Here is a 20,764-nt window from a genome sequence, read left to right on the forward strand (position 1 = left end):
CGTCGTGTCGGTGCCCGACGAACCTGGGACCTCGCGGCGGGAGAAGTAGAAGTCGCGGTGGCTGGCGCCCGCCCTGTGCGCGTCGTCCACGTCGTCGACCAGGTCGAAGTCAGACGACGGGAACATCACACCGTGCAGGCCCTGGAGGTCGTTCACCTTGGGGTGGGACACGAGGTCGGAGGCCGTGACCGGTGGCGTGGCCGCACTGCCGAACCGGGGCACCTCCACGACGACCGAACCGTCGGGCGAGAACCGCGTCCGCCCACCGGACCAGTGGATCCGGCGTGAGTAGCCGCCTCCGGCGAGGCCCGTCGCCAGGTCGTCCTGCCCCACCACGGGACCGTCGACTGCGGCGAACACGACCGACGGTTCCCTCACGCCCGTGTCCTCGGCAGCACTGGTCCCCCTGCCGAGGACGAACCGCAGCTTCAGGTCGTTCCGCAGCACCGTCATCAGCACCTGCGGGGTGACGTCGAGGTCGAGCAGTCCTCGCGAGGAGGCGCGGTAGCCGGCCGGACCGGTTCGCACGAGGACGAACACCGGCGTGGTGTGGTCGCTCGACCAGCTCGCGTCGACCTCGGTGCCGTCCGTGCCCTTCGGGAACCGCAGCGAATGTTCCTCCGCGGCTTCGGCCCACGCCTTGACCTCGGCGAAGTAGTCGTCGTCGCCCAGGGTGCGCACGACCAGGGCCCTGGGGTTGCCCTCCCGGTCGAGCACCGATGTCACGTCGAGGTCGCCGGCCCGCAGCCCGGACACGTCCGCGTAGGCGGTTGCCGGATCGCCGATGGTCGTGAGGTCGCCGCTGCCCTGCAACGCGTACACCGGAGGGAACAGGCCGGCCTCGTGCAATCGCGTGACGACGTCGAACGCGAAGGTGCCGAAGTCCTGCTCACCGGACGGGTGCGGTTTGACGATCACCACGGGACGGGTGGGATCGGCCATCAGCGCCGAAGAGAAGGCGGGGTCGGACAGCGCCACTCCGACCCAGGCACCGTCCACGTCGAGCTGCCCGCCACCGACGAGACCCGCGCGGGCGGCACCCGCGGCGTCACCGGGAGCGACCACGAAGAACGGCCGTGCCGCGCCCCACGGCCCAGGAACCACGAAACGGCCGCTCTCCACCGCGTCGGAGAACGCCTGCACCGTGGCTCGCGACCACGGACCCACCGGCTCCGCACCGGGAAGACCGAACACCGAACCGGAGCGGAACACCGATGTCGCGTCGACCGGCGCCGGCTGGTGGTCGAAGAGAGCGTCCGTCGCCACGATCGTGACGCCGTCCGTCCTCATCCGCAGCTTGCCGGCGACGGTGTAGGTCTCGAACGACTTCCCGACCAGTCTGGAGAGTTCGGCCGCCAGTTCGGCGGTGAGGTCGAGCGGGCGTTGCTCGCTCCCCCAGGGGCTCCGGTTCAGCAGCACCAGGGCCGGTTGCTCGGGTGCCGTGACCGCGGCGAGGAAGTCCGGCCTCTTCACCAGCAGCTCGGCGGTCTCCCGCGGGGTGTGCAGGAGGCTCTTGCCGTCCGGCCCGGCGCTGAGGTTGAAGTGCCGCGGATCCTCGGTCGACGACAGCGCCAGGGCCAGGGGTCGCACCCGCCCCGGTGCGGTCAGCGCTGCCCACGGGAGCGGCAGCTCGCGTCCTTCCGCGTCGAACTCGTCCGGCGGACGCACCTCCGACCTCCGCTCGGCGAGCACCGTCCGGATGCTCCCCGGTGGAGGGGTGAACCAGCGCCGCCTGGAGACGTCGAACCCGATCAGGTCGCCGGACGAGTTGGTGATGGCACGGGAGACCAGGTTCTCGGGGGTGACCGGGTACAGCCTGTCGAACACGAGCTCAGCAGGCGTCAGCGTGGAGATGAGGTCGTCCGGATCGTCCTCCTCGACCCTGGTCCACATCGGCCGGTTCGGCGCACCCGCCTGCACCACCTCGGAGAACCGCTGGACGAACTCCTCGGCGCGCTGGTCGCCGACCAGGTCGTCGGTCCCGCTCAGATCGCTGGCCGGGCTGTTCGCCAGTTCGCTGCCCCGGTTGACCAGGAGGACGTGGACGGGCAGGTCCCGTCCGAGCGAGGTGAAGGTGCCCGAGTCGAGCACTGCCCTGGCGGCGGTGTCCGCGTCGAGCATGTCGCCACCGGCAAGGACGTGGTCGTCCTCGAACTCCAGCAGGACGAACGCCGATGAGGTCGCGGTCCAGTCGCCCTCCCCGAGCCACTCGTGCACGCGCCGCGGCCACCCGTCCGATTCCGACTCGTCGGACACCAGGGCGATCGCGTGACGTGCATTCTTCGTCGGCGGGTAGGTGACGACGGCGTACGGGGGTGTCGAGGGGCTCCCGGCGGTACCGGCGGGAGGGGCGCCACCGTACAGTCCCTCGCGCTCACGCTCGACCAGTTGGGTCCCGGTGGCGGTCGCCAGCTGGGCCGCCAGGTCCGCCGGCCTGTCCCCGTCGCCGACCAGACCGCGGAGTTCCTGGTACCTGCGGTAGGCCACCAGCGTGACGATGGCGTCGTGGTCGAGGTTCTCCTGCGTGGGGACCTCGATGAACAGCGGAGGCCTGCGCACGTGGCGGTCGACGATCCGGCGCGCCTCCTTCAACAGCGCGTCCACCTCGCGTTCCGACGCCTTGCCCCAGCGGTGGTCGACCTCTCCCACCTGGTCCAAGCGCGAGAGCAGGTCCGGAAGCGCGGTGCGGGGAGCCTCCTGCTCCTCGACCTCCGGTGACGGATCGGGGGCGACCTCCTCGTCAACGACCTCGTCAGCGGCTTCCCGGCGTTGCTCGGCGGCGATCTCGCGGTCGTGCTCGGCCTTGGCGGCCCACCACTCCTGCTTCGCCTTCTCCTCCGCGCGGACGGCCGCGCGTTCCGCCTCGACGGTGGCGGCGTGGGCGACGGCGAGCGCGCCGGACTGCGCGATGACGCGGGCGAGTCGCGTTTCCCGGTCGACGAGCCTGCGCAGAGCCGCGTCGGCGGCCGCCCACTCGCCGCGCCGCCGCTTCACCTCCTCGCGGTGGTGCTCCCTGGACTCGGCGGGTGCGTTCTTCCACTCCTCGCGCGCCCGCGTGAACTCGTCGCGACGCACGCGCGCCAGTTCCCGCTGGGCCTGGACGAGGGGCCGGATCTCCTGCCGGTCCACGATCGCGGTGGAGCGCCGCTGGTCTGCGGCCTCCAGCGGCCGGGCGGCGATCTCCACCCGGTCGGACGCGGCGATCCGGGCCTGCTCGGCCTTCAGCCACGCCTCGGCCTTCTCCGCGAGCGCCGTCGTGGAGCCCACCAGTTGGTCGGGCAGCTGCCTGCCCGTCAGCTGCGCGGCATTCGTGTCGTACATCCGAACGGCGAACGCGTCGTGCACGCGGCGGTCCTTGTAGGCGACCGCTTCCGTCTCGCCGTGCTGCGTGCGGAGACGGGCGACGACACGGGTGTCCACGCTGGCGACCAAGGCGCGGGTGAGCTTCTCGTCCGTCCTGGTCTCGGAGCTCATCGGCGCGGCGGTCCTGGACTCGTCCGTCCGGGACAGCTCGCTCTCCTCCAGCTCGGGACCGAGCGCGGTGTGCGTGGTCCTCGTCGTGGAAGCGCCCTTCGCGTCGAACGGGCTGCGGAACGGCTTCGTCCCGGACTCGGTGCCCTTGCCGGAGCCGGTCGCGGTCGCCTGGCCCAGCGCGCCGAACGGGGCCGTGTTGAGCAGCTCCGCCTCGTTGCCGCTGGTGAAACCGACCTCGGTCTCCTCGGACCGCACGTGCTGGGCGTCGATCCGCACGCCCGCGCTCGTGCTGGCGAACCTCGGCGTGCGCGACGGCCGGAAGTGGATCTCCACGTCGTGGTCGAGGCCGTCGCGCAGGGAGAGCACGAACCGGCCGTCCAGCGCGGCCTGGAACGCGGCGCGCACGCTCGTGGGCGTGATCGCGGTCCGGAGCACGCGCAGGACCTTCGGGGTGATGTCGACGTCCGCGGCGCGCAGCACGTCCACCACGTCGCGGCGCAGGACCTCGATGTCGCCGAAGTAGTGCTCCGCCCAGTGGGCGCCGAGGTCCTTCATCGGCGGAACGGGCGTGCCGTCCGGCAACGTCGTCCGCCACGCCGCCATGTCGTCGTCGCTCAGCGGGCCGGTGCGGACACCGCTGTCCGCCTCGGCCGAGCCGAACCGGCCTCCCCGCACCGGCGGGGGGAACGCCTCCTCCGCGAGCTTGGTGACCTCGGCCTCCTCGGTCACCTCGACCGAGCCGAAGTCACGTCCGTGGCGCTGGATCCGCAGCGTGACGTCCAGGCGTCCGGTGTGGACGGCGACAGGACCCTCGACGGTGGCCGACTGGCTGTACTTGGTCCGTTCGTCCGTGGTCTTCTTCAGCTCCCTGCGGCCGAAGATCCCTTCCAGACCGGGCCCCGCACCCGCCTGGCCCTCGGTCCGCCGGGGTTTGGCGTTCTCGTCCTGCCCACTGCCCGGGTCGGTCGTGCCGGGGTTGCGCACGACGACGGCCGCGCGGGACGACGCGATGGCCGTGAACAGGGTCCGCACCCGGCTCGTGACGCCCTTCGCGCCCAGCTCCGCGCTCACCCCGGCCTTGAGCTTCGCGACGTTCCGCACCGCGCCCTGGGAGGGTTCCTCGGTGAACGACGCGTCGATCACGAGGTCGTAGGTCTCGCCGTGGAAGCGGTCCTCCAGCCTGTTCGGGGCCACCTGCCCGCCGTTGATCAGGCTGTTGACCATGCGGTTGGCGTCCGACAGGAACCGCTTGACGCTCGCGATGTTGACGTTGTTCGGGTCGAGGGTGGAGTCCGGCAGCAACCGGCGGGCCTTGTCCGCGCCGATGGCGGGGTGGCGTGCCAGCTCGTCGCGCAGGGCGTCGACGTGCTGCTGGAGGTCGATCGGCCGGCTGATGCCGCCGAGGCCGACCGACTGGCCCTCGGTCCGTCCTGGGCTCAGCCCCGGCGGCACGGCGAGCGTCCCGTCGGGGCGGGACGCGGCAGGAGGGGTGCCGGTCGCGAGCTCCGCGAGCTGGTCCGCCGTCACCCAGGCGAGCACGGACTCCGGCAGGTGGACGACCTCACCGGCCCTGGTGAGCGGCTTCGGGGCGGTCAGGCCGAAGGTGAGGTTGTTCTTGTGGACGGCCTCCGCGACGACGGTCGCGTCGACGTCCAGGCGGACCAGGAACATCTTCTGCGGCAACTCGCTGATCGAGAGCTTTTCCGTGGTCTCGACGTAGCCGGAGTCCGACCTGCCGTCGCTGCCGCTGTACGGCGATCCGAGGAGGACCAGGATGCCGCGGGGCATCGCGTGCGTGCCCTGTTCGCCGGCCGTCAGGCTCCTGTCGGTCAGCACCGGGACCCCGATGACGTAACCGCCGAAGGTGTCCGTGGGGCCGCTGACACCGGTGACCTTCGACGTGCCCTGGACCTCACGCACGACCTGCTGGTACTCGTGCGCGGTCACGGGTGTCGCCGACAGGCGGGGTGCGAAGGTGACGCCCCAGCTGCCGAACAGGTCGTGCACCCGGCGGCCGTGCAGCTTCTTGGCGGAGTCGATCACCAGGGTGTCGCTGAACAGGCGCAGGTCCTGCGCCAGCTTCTCGGAGGCGAGCTCCGCGCTGACCGTCTGCGCGATGACGCCGGTGCGGCTGTGCACCACGGGGTCGTGACCGGACGCGATGCTCATCGTCTCCAGCGCGGCCTGCTGGAGCCTCTCCGCGCCGTGGAACGACACGATCTCGACGTCGTCGAAGCGGTGCGACATCGGCGGGCGCAACGCGTGCGGTGCGGGCGGGTCGGGCAGCGTGCGCGTGGGAGTGGGCACGACCGGCGCGTCGGGCTCGGCGTCGAACGGGTTTCCCGGTGCCAGCAACGCTTCGGGGACCAGCGTGCGCATCTCGACCGAGATCTCGCCGGGCACGCGGGGCATCTCCGCGTGCGTGGGCAGCTGGCGACCGCTGCGGCCAGGGATGATCCTGCGCACGGCCTCGGCGTGGCGGCGCTCCGAGTCGACCCTGAAGTCGATCGTGAGCGTGGACCTGAACTGGCGGACCGCCCGGTCGCCGATCTTACCCTCTTCGGTGAGCGAGTCGCCCTTGCGCCGTTCGACTCTGCGCTTGGCCTTCGAGCCGAAGGTCGTCTCCTCCGACCAATTCCGCGCCCCGCGCACGCCGAACAGCAGAACGCCGAACGCGGTGGTCGAGGGCCCCGAGCCGGGGAGCAGGCCCATGAACCGCAGCTGGGGGCCGCCGCCGACCTCGGCCGACCGTGAACCACCGCTCTCGATGCCGCCGGTGGCCTTGCCGACGTAGACCTCCGCGAGCTCGTCGGCGGTGAGCGGGTCACCCTCCTCGATGTCGCCGACCCGTGCCGTCACGGTCACCGTCGTGCGGTAGTCGTGGAACCAGCCCTTGCGCCGCAACGGGATCAGCAGCCCGCCGTCGGTCAGGCGCCGGGTAAGGCGGGCGATCTCGTTCTCGTCCAGCGCTTCCGCGAGGGATCGGCCCCGCTGGATCGCCTCGACCGCCTTCGCGGTGAGCCGCCCGTCCTCGACGTCGCCGTCGGTGAACTGCCGGACGAACATCGAACTGCTGACGTACCACCGCCTCTGCAGCGGGACGTCGTGCAGCAGCGGCGCCAGCGCCTGTTCGAGCAGCCGGCCGCTGTCGACCTCCTCCACCACGCCGAGGATCGCCTTGCCGCGCTCGAACTCCGGCGGTCCCTGCACGGTCCGGTCGGCACCGCCGCGGAACCCGCCGTCCTCCTGGCTCGGCTCGACGAGCCCGGCCCGTTCCGCGTTGCGCCGGGAGGCCCAGTGCAGTGCGCTGACGTTGCCGTCCAGCTTCCAGGGCCGCTGCCCCTCCTTGCCGACCTGGCGGACCTCGATGTCGTAGACCATCTCGTAGCGGACGGCGTCGCCCGTGATCTTCAGCGCCTGCTTGCCCGCGGTCGAGCCGGAGACCTTCCCGGACGCGTTCCGCTCGATGCTCGCGCTGCCCGTGATGCCACCCGCCGCCATGACACCGGGGATCGGCTCGCCGCCACCGCCGACGAAGCCGGACAACGCGAACTTCCGCTTCACGGCGTACTTGCCGGAGTGTTCGAAGTGCGCGTGCGTCCGCTCGGTGATCTTGACCTTGTCCCTGACCTGGTCGACGCGCACCCACCGCGCGACGGCGCGCATCTCCAGCTGCGTGCTGCGCGGGCGCCACTCGAACCCGCGCCCACGCCCCTTGAAGATCGGCGGTGAGGCGACCCACCCCGTCTCCGGCTCGGCTTCGCCGTCGTAGACGGCCATCTTCGGCAGGTTCTCCGCGATGGTGCTCTCGCTGAAGAACTCCTCGACGACCTCACGGCCGTCCGAACCGAGCGCGGTCGCCTTCGCGAAGCGCGGCTGCAGGCGGGACAGGACCTGGTCGGCGAAGGTGACCGTGCCGGGGTTGTTGACCACGGCCGACTCGGTGGCGACGCCGCGCGGCAGGCCGGTCAGCTCCGGCAGGCGGGTCGTCTCGTCCCCCTGCTTCTCCTGCCACAGCGGGTCGCCGGCGACGAGCCGGTCGCGGTCCGCCCTCGTGACCGGGGCGATGTCCGCTCCGACGACGTCACCGATCCGCGACCCGGTCTCCTCCTGGAGCACCGCGCGGCCCGCGTCGTCCTTCGTCGGGAGGTCGGTCGGCACCGTCAGGGTCACTCGGCCGCCGACCTCGACCTCCCGCTCCCCCTCCGGTGACCGCGCACTGCGGCCGTCCCCGTCGAAGAGCCGGAACGACAGGGTGACCGGGACGTCGGCCTTCACCGCCGGGGTGTGCTCGACCTTCGTCGACCTGCCCAGCTCCTTCTTCTGCTCGCTGCTCACCTGTTCGACGGGCGCGGCGGGGATCGTGGGCATGACCTGCACCACGACACCGGGCAGACCGGTGAACTGCAGGGGCGGCGAGAGGTTGTTCTGCCGCGTGCCGTCCTCCTCGACGGAGGACGACGTCTTGGTCTTGGACGAGGCGACCTGCTTGTTCTCGGCCTCACCGAGGACCACCACGCGGTCCCAGTGCGCCGTGGCCTTGATCTCCAAGCTGTAGAACCGGTCGTCACCCTTGACGGTGGGGCGGCTCCCGGTCTCCTGGAACGCGCCGGCGACCGCGTGCTCGATCGCCTCGGACAGCTCGGCGGCACCGTCCCACTGCTTCACGTCAGGTGCGAGACGCCTCAGGGCCTGCTCGATCTCGATGCGCGCTCCGTCGTCCCCGCGGAGCACGTCGATCTGCTGGGCGGCACCGAGCGCGCGGCTGTCCCGGAGGTACTGCGGGAGGCTGTCGCGCAGCCGTTGTTCCGCCGACTCCGGGTCGGGTGCGTGCTCCTCCGGTTTCCGGTCACCGCCCTGTTCCTCGCCGGGCAGGGCGAACCGCACCCGGCGCCCGCCCGGCCCCTTCTCCTCCGTGCCCCGGTACAGCCGCGGCTCCACCGCATCCATCGGCAGGTCGGCCGTGACCCTTCCACGTGGGACGTCGGCGAGCAGGTCGACCGGCCCGATCACCCGCGACAGCACGGACAGGTACCGCGAGGGCACCTCGACCTTCGTGACCGCCCGCGGCACGCCGTCCGGCCCGGTCCGCTGGTGCCGCCCCATCAGCGTGCCCTCGACCGTAGGCCGGTTCGCGCCACCGGTTTCGTCCACAAGCCCGAACATGTGGCCGACCTCGTGCGCGGAGGCCAACGGCCCCTGCCCCGGCGTCCAGTGCGTCTGGTCCACCTCGTGCTCGGGGTCCAGGTGCACCACGTGGTGCACCACCGATGAGCTCCCGTCGTGTGGAACGACCCGGAACCGCAGCAGGTCCCCGTTGTCCGTGCGCAGGTCCGGCCCGTTGAGGTACTGGTCGACCCCGGCCTGGGCGTCCCGCAACGCCTCCCGCCGCACCTCCTCGCCGAAACGGCCCTCGGGATCGATGTCCACGACGACCGTCAGCTCCGTCGTCCACACACCGTCCTGCACCGCTCTGCGCACCTCGAACGCCGACCGGTGCGACTCCGGCTGGCCGGGCAGGCCTCGGACGGTTCCCCGTTGGTGGGCGGGGGCTTGTTCCAACGCGTCACGGCGGTACTGCTGTGCGGGCGTGGTGGGGGCCGGCTGCGTTTCGGGCTCTGGCTGCCTTTCTGGCTCCGGCTGCGTTTCCATTTCCGGCTCGAACACGGACTCCACATCGGAGTTGTCTGTTCGAGCGTCGTCGAAGACGGATTCGGTGTCGGACTCGCGGTCGGTGTCGTGGTCCACCTCGGCCGCATGCGGCGTCGGTGTGTGGGAGAACTCCGGCTGCGAGCTCTGGAACTCCGTCGTCCCGCGGTCCACTCCGATCTCGCTCGGCGCCTCGACCACCGGGACCGCGTCCGGCGTCACCGGCACGTGCTGGGGTGCGGGTGTTTCGACCGACGAGGACGAGAGCGGCCCCACGACGTCGTCCCGGCCAGGTCGGCCCAGGGGCTGCCCGGTCTGGGGCTGACCTGGCTGGGGTTGCGGTGCCTGAGCCTGACCCGGCTGAGCCTGACCCGGCTGAGGTTGTGGTGTCCGGGACTGCCCAGGCTCGGCCTGGGGCGTCTGGGACTGCGGTGCCTGAGGCTGCGGCGCACTGGGCTCATTCCGTTCTTCGCCCACAACACCGACATCGGTGCGCGCTTCGTCCGACACGGCCGGCGGCAGCTGCGACTGCACGGCCCCCGGCGGAGGAACCTCCAACCGAACCCCGCCTGGGTCCTGCGGGCTCAACGCCGGCGAGTCCAAACGCGGAGCGTCCACAGGTGCAACGTCCCCACCCTGCGACGAAGGCGGGAGACCACCCGGCTGCACCCCACTAGGCTGCGAGCCCGGCGTCTGCGAGCCCGGCGTCTGCGAGCCCGGCGTCTGCGAGCCCGGCGTCTGCGAGCCCGGCGTCTGCGAGCCCGGCGTCTGCGAGCCCGGCGTCTGCGAGCCCGGCGTCTGCGAGCCCGGCGTCTGCGAGCCCGGCGTCTGCGAGCCCGGCGTCTGCGAGCCCGGCGTCTGCGAGCCCGGCGTCTGCGAGCCCGGCGTCTGCGAGCCCGGCGTCTGCGAGCCCGGCGTCTGCGAGCCCGGCGTCTGCGAGCCCGGCGTCTGCGAGCCCGGCGTCTGCGAGCCCGGCGTCTGCGAGCCCGGCGTCTGCGAGCCCGGCGTCTGCGAGCCCGGCGTCTGCGAGCCCGGCGTCTGCGAGCCCGGCGTCTGCGAGCCCGGCGTCTGCGAGCCCGGCGTCTGCGAGCCCGGCGTCTGCGAGCCCGGCGTCTGCGAGCCCGGCGTCTGCGAGCCCGGCGTCTGCGAGCCCGGCGTCTGCGAGCCCGGCGTCTGCGAGCCCGGCGTCTGCGAGCCCGGCGTCTGCGAGCCCGGCGTCTGCGAGCCCGGCGTCTGCGAGCCCGGCGTCTGCGAGCCCGGCGTCTGCGAGCCCGGCGTCTGCGAGCCCGGCGTCTGCGAGCCCGGCGTCTGCGAGCCCGGCGTCTGCGAGCCCGGCGTCTGCGAGCCCGGCGTCTGCGAGCCCGGCGTCTGCGAGCCCGGCGTCTGCGAGCCCGGCGTCTGCGAGCCCGGCGTCTGCGAGCCCGGCGTCTGCGAGCCCGGCGTCTGCGAGCCCGGCGTCTGCGAGCCCGGCGTCTGCGAGCCCGGCGTCTGCGAGCCCGGCGTCTGCGAGCCCGGCGTCTGCGAGCCCGGCGTCTGCGAGCCCGGCGTCTGCGAGCCCGGCGTCTGCGAGCCCGGCGTCTGCGAGCCCGGCGTCTGCGAGCCCGGCGTCTGCGAGCCCGGCGTCTGCGAGCCCGGCGTCTGCGAGCCCGGCGTCTGCGAGCCCGGCGTCTGCGCACCCGGCGTCTGCGCACCCGGCGACTGCGCACCCGGCGTCTGCGCACCCGGCGTCTGCGCACCCGGCGACTGCGCACCCGGCGACTGCGCACCCGGCGACTGCGCACCCGGCGACTGCGCACCCGGCGACTGCGCACCCGGCGACTGCGCACCCGGCGACTGCGCACCCGGCGACTGCGCACCCGGCGACTGCGCACCCGGCGACTGCGCACCCGGCGACTGGGGCGCTTCCACAACGGGCGGTACGGAAGTCGTCTGCCCGCCACCAGAAACCTGTTGCCCGCCTGTGTTCTGCTGTCCTCCCGGAACCTGCCGGCCACCCGACCCGCCGGTGTTCCCAGCCGAACTCCCCGGCACCGCGCCGGGAACGCCACCGCCCGGCACACCGCCGATCGCTCCCGGACGTCCGCCTGTGCCCTGGCCGGGGTTCGCGCCACCACCGACGACGCCCGCACCCGACGGCGAACCAGCCGTGCCCCCGGCCTGCGGAGCCACGCTGTCCCCCTGACCGCCCGCATCAGCACCGCCTCGACCAGCATCACCCTCACGAGCGCCGTGTACACCGGCACCAGGCACGCCGACACCGGGCACCCCACCGCCAGACGCCCCAGCACCCGGCACATCACCGCCCCCAGCGCGCCCTCCGGCACCGGCCGAGTCCTCCCCATCACGCCCCGCGGCACCGACCGAGCCGTCCTCACCAACCCTCGCCTCGGGCTCACCGCTTCCGCCGGCACCAACCCCACCACCAGGCACATCCGGCGCATCCGGCGCATCCGGCCGCCCGATCTCCCCGATCGGCGGCGACGTGATGTACCCGGTGTTCCTCAGGTGGTCCTCGATGGCGTCACCCGCGTCGCTGGCCTTCTTCTGCGTGGCACCGCTGAACATGCCGCCGACCGCGCCGGTCCACAGGTCGTCCATGCTGCCGCCGAGGATTCCCGTGGTGGCGGCGCCGACCACGACGTCGGCGGTCGCCTCGCTGGTGCCGTGGAACAGCACGGTGTCCTCGGCCTTGGGCTTCCACGCCCGCATGCCGGTGTGCATGCCGCCCGCGATGACGCCGGCACCGGCTCCGGCGAGGCCGCCGATGATGGTGCTCTGGACGTCCCACTCGAAGCGGTTGCCCTCCGCGAACTGGGCGATCTGGGCGATGGCGTCCTGGACGATCTCGTCGATGCCCTCCTCGACGCCCTCCATGATCAGCCGGATCACCCAGTGCAGCTGCGCGCTGATCTCCTGGACGGCGGTCCTGGCCGCGGTGATGAAGGCGGGCACCAGCGGCGCGGTGAACGGGCTCGCGAGTGCCCACAGGATCGAGGCCGCGAAGAACGCGATCTCGATGAGCATCGTGTAGACGGCCTGTTCGACGCTCAGCGCGAGCTTCAGCAGGCTGGCCGACTGGTTGTTGGCCATCGCGACGATGCTCGGGACCGAGTTCACGACGCTCGTCACGCGGTCGCGGAAAGCGCGGCCCACCCGTCCGCCGATCGCGTTCTCGACGCTGCCGATCAGGTCGAGGACACCGTTGGCCATCTCGCCGAGGGTGCGGCCGCTCTCGACCCAGTTCTGCGCGAGCGCACGGGTGGCCGCGACGTCGATCCTCGGGGCCTTCTGACCCGCCACGAGGATCCACAGCCAGTCGAAGGTCGGATCGAACTTGATGTCCATTCAGTCCACTCCGAACTGCCGCTCAGCTCGCCCGCCGCGACGGCACCTCCCTGGTCATCGAGTGCGCCGAACGAACTCGATCGGACCGCGATCGTTCCGCAATCCAGCCACTCCCCGGCGGCAGGATCAACACGAACGGCCCAACCGGGAACCACAAAGGAAATCTTTCCTGCCTCAACGCACCCCAACGCATCCCGCCGAACCCCGGAACGAGGTCAGCGCGCGGAGATGCGGGCGAGCTCCACCTCGACCTCGGCCCGCTGCTCCGGCCGCGACAGCTCGTCGAACGTGGCCAGCGCGCACCGGAACAGGGTGTCCGCGACCTGGTCCTCACCGGAGTCGAGGCGGCAACGCCCTTCCTGGAAGGCGGCGCGCGCCGCGTGCATCGAGGCACCCACCTTCTCGTAGAGGCCACGCGCCTCGGCGAACATCGCCGCCGAACGGCAGCACTGCCGCACCGCGTGCAGGCACCGGGCCACACCCTCGATGCTCATCGCCAGCAACCTGGTGCGGGGCAACGCCACCTCGCCGTCGCGGCTGTGCCGCACCGCGTCCTGCCGCAGGTCCTCCAGCACCACGAGCGCGTCCTCGGGCCGGCCGTCGAGCAGCAACAGCACACCGAACTGGAAGCGCACCGTCATCCGCACCGACCAGAACGGGAACGGCGCGGACAGCTCGACGGCCTGCCGCGCGTGCTCCAAGCTGTTCTTGCGGTCGCCCAGCAGGGACTCCTGCGCGGTCAGGTGCGCCAGCGCCCACACCCGCTCCACCGGGTCGCCGACCTCGTCGGCGCAGCGCAGGGCGATCCGGTGCTGCTCCACCGCGCCCGCGCAGTCCCGGGCCGTCACCAGGGCCCGCCCGAGCAGGTTGCGCTGCCGCGCCTCCGCGGACACGTCGCGCAGTGTCCGGGCCGCGGCGACCCCGGCGCCGAAGACCTCGACCCAGTCCACCCCGTACCGGTCGTCGTCGGCGTACCAGTGCATCGCCCGCGCGAGTATCACGACCTCGCGGTGCCACCCGGTCCGCGCCGCCTCGCGGAACGCGGCCAGCCAGCCTGACCGCTCCTGCTCCAGCCACGTGCGCGCCTCGTCCAGCGAGTCGAACACCTCGTTCGCGAGCTCCTCCGGCGAGAACCGCTCCCCCGCCGCGATCGCCATGCCCAGCAGGTGCTCCAGCACCGCCTCCGCGGTCGCGGAGCGATCGGCCTCGTCGTCCTCGGTCTCCCAGCGCTCGCGGGCGAACAACCGCAACAGGTCGTGGAAGCGGAACCGGCCCTCCGCCGGACCGGCCAGCACCATGCTCGCGTCCACCAGCTCGTCGAGCAGACCGAACGCCTCCCGCTCCGTCACACCCCCGGCCACCTGCGCCAGCTCCACCCCGAAGTCCGCACCCGGCAGCGCCGCGAGCCGCCGGAAGAACATCCGGCCCTCAGGCGACAACCCCCGGTACGACACCTCGAACGCCGACCGCACCTGCAGGTCTCCCGCGGACAACGACGACAACCTCGTCCGCTCGTCGCGCAGCTGCTCCACGAGGTACCGCAACGACCAGTGCGGCCGGCTCGCCAGCCGGTTGCCCGCGATCCGCAACGCCAGGGGCAGGTTCCCGCACAACTCGATCAGCTCACCCACCACACCCGGCTCGGCCCGCACCCGGCCCTCACCGACGACGGCCTCCAGCAACGCCTCCGCGTCCACGTCGTCGAACGGGTCGAGGTGCACCCACCGCACACCCTCCAGACCGGCCAGCATGCGGCGGCACGTCACCAGCGTCCGGCACCCAGGAGAGGCTGTGAGCAGCGGCCGGACCTGCACCTCGGAGGCCGCGTTGTCCAGCAGCACCAGCACTTTCCGGTTCTGCAGCACCGCCCGGTACTGGCCGGACTGCTCGGTCACGGCCGTCGGCACGTCGCTCGCCGCCACGCCCAGCGCCCGCAACAACCGGTCGAACACGATCTGCACGGGCAGCGGCTGCTCGTCGACGCCGCGCAGGTCCACCGCCAGGCACCCGTCTGGGAACTCGTCGCGCAGGTGGTGCGCCGCCGACGCCGCCAGCACCGTCTTGCCGACACCGGGCTGGCCGACCATCGCCACCGACGGACTCGTGCGGATGCACTCCTGCAGCCGGGACAGCTCCCGCCCCCGTCCCACCCGGTCCACGGGCATTGGTGGCAGCTCGGCGATACTGGCGACCGACGACGAGGACCGCCGCCTGCGCCCCTCTTCCGCGATCCGCAGGAACTCCTCCCGCTGCGCGCCACCCAGTCCGAAGGCGTCCGCGAGCACCTCGGCCGATCGCCGCTGCGCCGCACGAGCCCGGCCCTGCTCCAACTCCCGCAGCGCCCGCACGCTGATGCCCGACCGTTCCGCCAGACCCTGCTGACTCAGTCCGGCGGCACGCCGGTGCCCCAGCAACAGCTCACCGAAAGTCGACCAGCACTCCGACTCGACCACCCGACTAATATAACTGATAATAGGTATTATCAGTTTATTGTGAAGGAATAGAGGAACGCTGGTCACCCGAATGGATGCGTGGCGCGGTCTGGGAAACAGGCGAACGAACATGATCTGCGGTCCGGCCGGACCGAATCCGTCCCCGTGGTTGAACCAAGACCCCCCCGCCCAGGCCGGAACCAGCACCACCGCGACGACGCGGGAGCACACCGCAGGAGCCGAGAACGGGAAAGGCTCGTGAACGACATCGCTTAACCCATCGACGTGCGGAACGCCGTGTGGGAGTGACTGGCCGCCGACGTGCGCCGCAGCCTGGCCCAGGCCACGATGCCGCGGCCCGATCCGCGCACGTGCCGGGCGGCGCTGCGCCGGCCGCGAATCGCAGCGGAGTCGCGGCTGGGCGCGATCGTTCTCAACACCGGCGGCATCCTGCTGCACGACGGCCGGTGCGCGTCCACACCGGATCGGGAGGGGCCCGGAGGGCGTGCCCGGCATCGCCGAGGTGAACGGCCTGCACGAGCCGGACGGTCCACCACCGGCCGGCCTGGTGCTCGCGCACGACGTGCCGGGAGGCGTGTTCGCACTCAACGGCCCGCAGCCCCGGTCGCACGGCAGGCCGGGGCGCCCGGACGACGTGGTCTGCTTCTGCCCCGGCACCCTCACCTGGCCGACCACGGAGATGGACCACGACCGCTGGCTGAACTGGATCGTCAACGGCGGCGCGGCCGGGCGGTACCGCGACGTGCTGTAACCGACGTGGCGCGACGACGTCGCGGGGCCGGGTCCGCGGCAGGGACCGGTGGTGCACCCGGTCCCCTGGCCGGCGAAGGCCGGGGAGGACATCGCGGCGCCAGTCCGCACACCGGCTCCCCTGCGGGAAGTCCTCGACGAGCACGTGGCGTCCCGCACCAGGCTCGGTCTCCCCCACCCCGGCCCACCGGGGACGGTCGAACCGAGAACGACTCCTCACCTGTCACCGCTGCACAGTGCACGATCCTGACACTCCCGGATCCCACTGTCCATTCCGGACGAATAGAACGTCGGACGCGCTGACGACCCGCCCTCGCGATCGGCGGGCGTTGCCCCCTTGTACCCTGCACGCCGCGAGGTTGAATGAGCGGCGTGACTGAGCCGCGCGAAGAACCACCTGGTCCGTCCTTCGGCCACTGTCTGCTGAGGTACCGCACCTCGGCCGGACTGTCGCAGCGGGAGCTGGCGCTCGCCTCCGGGTTGAGCGTGCGCACGCTGCGCGAGCTGGAGCACGGACGGGCGGCGGCCGCCCAGCAGAAGTCCACCGAGCTGCTGGCCACCGCACTCGGGCTGACCGGTGACGAACGCGAGTCGTTCCTCCTGCTGGCCAGGGAGGGCAGGCGCAGGTCCAGCACGTCGGGCACCAGGACGATGCTGTACGGCCTGCCCGCCGTGCCCGCGCTGATCGGCAGGGACGACGAGCTCGGCCGGCTGTCCCGCGCCGCGCGGGCAGGGGGCACCACGGTCGTGGTCGGGCCTCCCGGCGTTGGCAAGACCTCGCTCGCCGTGGCCACCGCGGACAGCCTCAAAGCGCACTTCCCGGACGGGTGCCTGGCGGTCGACCTGCGCGGCGTGGACGACCATCCCGTCCAGCCGGGGTTCGCGCTGGAGCGGATGCTCACCGCTCTCGGCGTGCCCGCCGGCCGCATCCCGCCGGGCAGCACCGAACGGAGCTCGCTCTTCCGCACCCTGATGCGGGACCGGCGCATCCTGGTCGTGCTGGACAACGCCGCGGACGAGGCCCAGGTCCTGCCGCTGCTGGCCGACTCCGACCGCAGCTTCACGATCGTCACTTGCCGACGTTCGCTCCCGGACCTGGACGCCGCTGACCGGGCCCCGGTACAGCGCCTGGTGCTCGACGTGCTGCCCGAGCAGGGCGCCGTCGACCTCCTGGCCACCATCGTGGGCGAGGAGGTCGTACTGGCCGACCCCGCCGCCGCCAAGGAGGTGGTGGGCCTGTGCGGCCACCTCCCGCTGGCGGTGCGGATCGTCGGCAACCGCCTGGCGACCCGCCGGCACTGGTCGCTGCCCTACCTGGCGGGCCAGCTGCGCGACGAACGCCGGCGGCTCGACTCGCTCGCGGCGGGCGACCTGCGGCTCAGGCCGGCCTTCGAGCTGTCGCTGCGCAGGCTCAGCCCCGCGGCGCAGGAGGTGTTCCGCAGGCTCGCCCTCATCCCCGGAGCCCACTTCAGCGAGGAACTCGCGGCGGTCGTCGCCGGGGTCACGCAGGAGGAGGTCGAGGCGCAGCTGGACGAGTTGGTCGAAGCATCGCTGCTCACCGTGACGACCGCACGGATGCGGCTGCAGTTCCACGACCTCCTCCGGTTGTTCGCCCGGGAACGCCTGGCGGCGGAGGAACCGCGGGACGTCCGCGCCCGGCTGCACGACGACCTGCTCACCCACGTGCTGCGCAAGACCACCGACGCCTCGAGGCTGTTCCTCGCCAAGGTGACCGACGTGCCGCAGGACAGCCCGTTCCGCTCGCAGGACGAGGCGAAGGAGTGGTTGGAGCAGGAGTCCACCAACTGGGTCCCGGTGGTGCGCGGGGCGACGGAGGCCCGCCGGTACCGCGAGGTGGTCGACTGCACCTGGGCGCTGTACAACTACGCGCACGGGCGCGAGCCGATGTACCCCTGGACCGACGTGTTCGGCTGCGGCGTGCGGGCCGCCAGGGAGCTGGGAGACCGCAGGGCGGAGGTCAACCTGCTCGCCCAGTACGGGATGTCGTTCCACTGGAGCCTGGGCGACAGCGCACGGGCGCGGACCGTTCTGCTGGAGACGGTGGCCCTCGCCGAGGAGATCGACCACACCTGGGGCGCCATGATCGCGCACTCGGCGGTCGGGTGGCCGCTGGTGTTCCTCGGCGAACCCGAGGAGGCGGTGCGGCACGCGGACCTCGCGTTCGGCATGTCGGACCCCTACGACTTCTTCGAGACCCGGTTCTGGATGCACATCGGAAGCGGCGGCATCCGCGTCGCGACGGGCCGCTTCGCCGAGGCGCTCACCGTTCTCACGCCGCTGCTCGCGGAGGTCGTCGAGCGGATCGGCGAGACGAACCCGGAGGTGGCCGCCAAGACGACGACGCTGGTGCGGATGAACATCGCCGACTGCCTCGCAGGCCTGGGCCGCTGGCAGGAGGCCGCCGAGCAGTACCACGAGGTCATCAGGCTGTTCGGGACGGACCGGCCGACCTACCGCAGCCGGGTGGAACTGCTGGTGTGCGAGGGCACGGCGTGGCGCCAGGCGGGCGACCTCGGGCGCGCACGCGAGTGCCTCACGCTCGCGCTCGACCTCTGCGACGACCCCGCCGACCGCGCGCCGGTGGAGGCGGAGCTCGCCCTGTTGCCGGCGGAGGAGATCACGACGATCGGGTGACTTTCACCCGAATGCCCGCTGTTCGGTATTCCACATCGGTTTGCCCTTCCGGACCGAGATAGATGAGATTGAGGGCATGAGCGCCTTCCACACCGTGACATCCGGATCGACGTTCGGTGAGGTCCTCCTGAGCCTGCGGACGGCGGCAGGTCTGTCGCAGGCGGGTCTGGCGCTCACCTCCGGGATGAGCGTCCGGGCGCTGCGCGAGCTGGAACGCGGCCGGGCGAATGCCCCGCAGCAGCGGTCGACGGAACTGCTCGCCGACGCGCTGGGTCTCACGGGGGACGCCCGGCAGTCTTTCCTCTCCCTGGCGAGGCAGGGGCGTCGCCGCTCGACGGGGGCCGTCACAGGTGCGGCGTTGCGCCGCCTGCCCGCCGTGCCCGGCTTCGTCGGACGGCAGCAGGAGCTCCTGCGGCTGTCCCGGGAGGCCGAGACCGGTGGTGTCGTCGTGATCGCGGGACCGCCAGGGATCGGAAAGACGTCGCTGGCGGTGGCGGCGGCGAACGAGCTGCTCTACTCCTTCCCGGACGGCTGCCTCGCGCTGGACCTGCGCGGTGTCGACGACCACCCGCTCAGCCCCGCCGCGGCGCTGGAACAGATGCTGGCCTCACTGGACGTGCCGCCGGGGCGGATGCCCGTGACGCTCGAGGAACGCAGTTCGCTGTTCCGCAAGGTGTTGCGCAGTCGGCGGGTGCTCGTGCTGCTGGACAACGCCTCCGACGAAGGCCAGATCAGGCCGTTGCTGACGATGAGCGAGGGGTGCCTGACGATCGTGACCTGCCGGCGCGTGCTCGCGGGGCTGGAGTCGGCGCGCTGGGTGCTGCTGGACACGCTGACGCAGGACGGTGCCGTGGAGCTGGTCGCGGCCGTCGCCGGCGAGCAGGTGGTGCGCGAGGAACCCGAGGCCGTGCGGGAGCTGGTGGCGCTGTGCGGGAACCTGCCGCTAGCGGTGCGGATGGTGTGCACCCGTCTCGCTGTCGGGCACGACGGGCGATCGGCCGCCGCGCTGGCGGGTGCGCTGCGGGACGAGCGGAGGCTGCTGGACTCGCTCTCGATGGGCGACGCGGACCTGCGGACGGCGTTCTCGACGTCGTACCAGGCATTGTCGCCGCGGGCCCGGTCGGTGTTCCGCCGGCTGGCCGTCGTTCCCGGCGTGCACTTCGACGACGATCTCGCCGCTGTGGCGACCGGTGTGCCGGTGGCCGAGGTCGGTTTGGTGCTGGACGAGCTCGTCGAGGTGTCCCTGCTGACCATCACGACCGAGTCGGTGCGCTTCCAGTTCCACGACCTGATCCGCATCTTCGCGCGCGAACGCCGGCTTGAGGAAGAACCACAGGACGTGCGCGACGAGCTGCGCGACGCCTTCGCCACGCACGTCCTGGACCTGGCGTCCACGGCGGGCCGGCTGTTCTTCCCGGACGTGCTGGAGGTGCCGCGGGACTGCCCGTTCCGCTCATACGAGGAGGCGGCCGAGTGGCTCGACCGCGAGGCCTCGAACTGGTCGGCGGTGCAACGGGAGGCCGCGGCACTCGGCCGGCACCGCCAGGTGCTCGACTTCGCGGTCTCGATCCACTGCTACGCCATCGGTCGCGAGCAGAAGCACCGCTGGAACGAGGTCTTCGAGTTCGGCCTGCATGCCGCCAGGGCACTCCGCGACCGGCGCGGTGAGGCCGAGATGCTGAACCTGCTCGGCGCGACGCAGCACCGCTGCACCGACGAGCAGAAGCTCGCGCTCACAACGTTGCGGGAAGCGGTGGCGGTTGCGGAGGAGATCGGACACCGCCGGATCGTCATGTCCGCCAAATCGACCATCGGACTGGTGCTCGCACACCTCGGCGAGTTCACGGAAGCGCTCGAACACATCACCTTCGCCTATGAGGGGTCCGGGGAATTCGACTACTTCCAGCACAGGGTCTGGACGTCTCTCGGCCTGGCCGTCTGCCTGCTGGCAGCAGGCAGGTTCGCCGACGCGTTGGAGCAGTTCGCGTCCACACTCGACCAGACGAGGCAGAACCGCGACCAAACCAATCAGGAGACGCTGGACCGGATGGTGGCGTTGCTGCTGATGCTCATGGGCGACTGCCTGTCGGCGTTGGGCCGCTGGAAGGAAGCGGCGGACAGCTACCACGGCGCGAGGACGATCGGTGCGCTCCAGATGAGCTACCGCACCGAGGGGGAGCTGGCGCTCAGCGAAGGGGTCGCGCGGCGCCGCGCTGGTGAGGTCGAACAGGCTCGGGCCTGCCTGACGTTCGCGCTCGGGAAGCTCGACGCCCTGGGCAACCGCGCGCAGCGGGAGACCACGGAAGCAGAGCTGGCGCTCCTGCCCGACCCCGGCACCGCCCAGTGAGCTGTGCCGTTCGACAAGGGCAACGTTGACCTGCACGGGCAGACATGTCGCCGTACAGGCGTCAGCAGGGCAGTCTCGTCCCACGTCGGTG

The 20,764-nt window shown here is 72.0% G+C and carries 6 protein-coding genes (1 of these 6 running past the window's edge); 3 read left to right on the forward strand and 3 right to left on the reverse strand.

Going from position 1 to position 20,764, the window contains the following annotated elements; translation table 11 throughout:
- The 3 genes from ND450_RS15890 to ND450_RS15900 form a co-directional block, all read right to left on the reverse strand.
- Positions 1-12,468, reverse strand: the beginning of a protein-coding gene (locus ND450_RS15890) for a hypothetical protein (RefSeq protein WP_253326891.1). The gene continues 22,746 nt to the left of window position 1, outside the view; only the first 12,468 of its 35,214 coding nucleotides appear in the window; the start codon lies at positions 12,466-12,468; the stop codon falls past the left edge of the window.
- A 215-nt stretch (positions 12,469-12,683) separates the two neighbouring features.
- Positions 12,684-14,921 carry an NB-ARC domain-containing protein gene (locus tag ND450_RS15895; RefSeq protein WP_253326892.1) on the reverse strand — a complete coding sequence of 746 codons (2,238 nt, stop codon included), beginning with the start codon at positions 14,919-14,921 and terminating at the stop codon, positions 12,684-12,686.
- Positions 14,922-15,172: 251 nt separating this feature from the next.
- Positions 15,173-15,340, reverse strand: a complete 168-nt coding sequence (locus ND450_RS15900) for a hypothetical protein (protein ID WP_253326893.1) — start codon at positions 15,338-15,340, stop codon at positions 15,173-15,175.
- A gap of 65 nt (positions 15,341-15,405) precedes the next feature.
- Here ND450_RS15900 and ND450_RS15905 point away from each other — a divergent pair, with 65 nt between their 5' ends.
- The 3 genes from ND450_RS15905 to ND450_RS15915 all read left to right on the forward strand — a co-directional run bounded on the left by ND450_RS15905 (position 15,406) and on the right by ND450_RS15915 (position 20,673).
- Positions 15,406-15,672, forward strand: coding sequence for a DUF2625 family protein (locus ND450_RS15905; protein WP_253326894.1), 267 nt, complete (start codon positions 15,406-15,408; stop codon positions 15,670-15,672).
- 371 nt (positions 15,673-16,043) lie between these two features.
- Positions 16,044-18,326, forward strand: a complete 2,283-nt coding sequence (locus ND450_RS15910; protein ID WP_253326895.1) for an NB-ARC domain-containing protein — start codon at positions 16,044-16,046, stop codon at positions 18,324-18,326.
- A gap of 76 nt (positions 18,327-18,402) precedes the next feature.
- Positions 18,403-20,673: an NB-ARC domain-containing protein gene (locus ND450_RS15915; protein ID WP_253326896.1), complete on the forward strand. Its 2,271-nt coding sequence runs from the start codon at positions 18,403-18,405 to the stop codon at positions 20,671-20,673.
- Positions 20,674-20,764: the final 91 nt, after the last annotated feature.

It is taken from the genome of Lentzea sp. HUAS12 (assembly GCF_024125735.1).
GTDB lineage: Bacteria > Actinomycetota > Actinomycetes > Mycobacteriales > Pseudonocardiaceae > Lentzea > Lentzea albida.

What these genes read in the sequence shown, in the direction of transcription:
- ND450_RS15915 (WP_253326896.1), top strand. Translation starts at nt 18,403, where the DNA reads ATGAGCGCCTTCCACACCGTGACATCCGGATCGACGTTCGGTGAGGTC.